Source organism: Nonomuraea sp. NPDC049655 (genome assembly GCF_044465465.1).
Taxonomy (GTDB): Bacteria; Actinomycetota; Actinomycetes; order Streptosporangiales; family Streptosporangiaceae; genus Nonomuraea.
In genome coordinates this window covers 1-1,818 of record NZ_JBITLS010000034.1, presented here as the reverse complement: position 1 = coordinate 1,818, position 1,818 = coordinate 1, and the positions used below count along the sequence as shown (strand labels likewise).

The 1,818-nt window shown below is 57.5% G+C and carries 1 rRNA gene; it reads left to right on the top strand.

The window, feature by feature from the left end:
- A 23S ribosomal RNA gene (locus ACIBQ6_RS50685) occupies positions 1-1,818 on the top strand; the annotation flags it as partial.

Below are 1,818 nucleotides of genomic sequence, written 5' to 3'. Positions count from 1 at the left end.
GATGGGTAGGGGAGCGTCGTGCAGCCGGCGAAGCAGCAGAGTGATCTAGTTGTGGAGGCTGTGCGAGTGAGAATGCAGGCATGAGTAGCGAATCGAGGGTGAGAAACCCTCGCGCCGGATGACCAAGGGTTCCTGGGGCAGGCTAATCCGCCCAGGGTAAGTCGGGACCTAAGGCGAGGCCGACAGGCGTAGTCGATGGACAACGGGTTGATATTCCCGTACCCGCTTCAACGCGCCCATATCGAACCTCGTGATGCTAAGAGTCCTTAGCTCGCCTAAAGCCTTCGGGCTTGGGGTCAGAGTGAACGCTCGATCCGATCGGGTAGTAGGTAAGCGATGGGGTGACGCAGGAAGGTAGTCCAGCCCAGGCGATGGTAGTCCTGGGGTAAGCATGTAGGGAGTGAGGTAGGCAAATCCGCCTCACACGTATCCTGAGATGTGATGCCGAGCCGATTGTGGTGAAGTGGATGATCCTATGCTGCCGAGAAAAGCCTCTAGCGAGTGTTGTGGCGGCCCGTACCCTAAACCGACTCAGGTGGTCAGGTAGAGAATACTAAGGCGATCGGGTGAACTGTGGTTAAGGAACTCGGCAAATTGCCCCCGTAACTTCGGGAGAAGGGGGACCTCTGCTGGTGATGAGTTTTGCACTCGGAGCTGGTGGGGGTCGCAGTGGCCAGGGGGAAGCGACTGTTTACTAAAAACACAGGTCCGTGCGAAGTCGTAAGACGATGTATACGGACTGACGCCTGCCCGGTGCCGGAACGTTAAGGGGACCGCTTAGTTGTGGTAACACAGCGAAGGTGAGAACTTAAGCGCCGGTAAACGGCGGTGGTAACTATAACCATCCTAAGGTAGCGAAATTCCTTGTCGGGTAAGTTCCGACCTGCACGAATGGCGTAACGACTTCCCCGCTGTCTCAACCGCAGACCCGGCGAAATTGCACTACGAGTAAAGATGCTCGTTACGCGCAGCAGGACGGAAAGACCCCGGGACCTTCACTACAGCTTGACATTGGCGTTTGGAGCGTCTTGTGTAGGATAGGTGGGAGACTGGGAAGCTCGGACGCTAGTTCGGGTGGAGTCATTGGTGAAATACCACTCTGGTCGTTTTGAACGTCTAACTCTGGTCCGTGATCCGGATCGGGGACAGTGTCTGGTGGGTAGTTTAACTGGGGCGGTTGCCTCCTAAAGGGTAACGGAGGCGCCCAAAGGTTCCCTCAGCCTGGTTGGCAATCAGGTGTTGAGTGTAAGTGCACAAGGGAGCTTGACTGTGAGACTGACGGGTCGAGCAGGAGCGAAAGCTGGGACTAGTGATCCGGCATCGGCGTGTGGAAGCGGTGTCGCTCAACGGCTAAAAGGTACCCCGGGGATAACAGGCTGATCTTCCCCAAGAGTCCATATCGACGGGATGGTTTGGCACCTCGATGTCGGCTCGTCGCATCCTGGGGCTGGAGTAGGTCCCAAGGGTTGGGCTGTTCGCCCATTAAAGCGGTACGCGAGCTGGGTTTAGAACGTCGCGAGACAGTTCGGTCCCTATCCGCTGCGCGCGCAGGAGACTTGAAAGGGGCTGTCCCTAGTACGAGAGGACCGGGACGGACGAACCTCTGGTGTGCCAGTTGTACCGCCAGGTGCACGGCTGGTTGGCTACGTTCGGAAGGGATAACCGCTGAAAGCATCTAAGCGGGAAGCTCGCCTTGAGATGAGGTCTCCCACCACGAGAGTGGGTAAGGCTCCCGGTAGACGACCGGGTTGATAGGCCGGAGGTGGAAGCACGGTAACGTGTGGAGCTGACCGGTACTAATAGGCCGAGGACTTGACC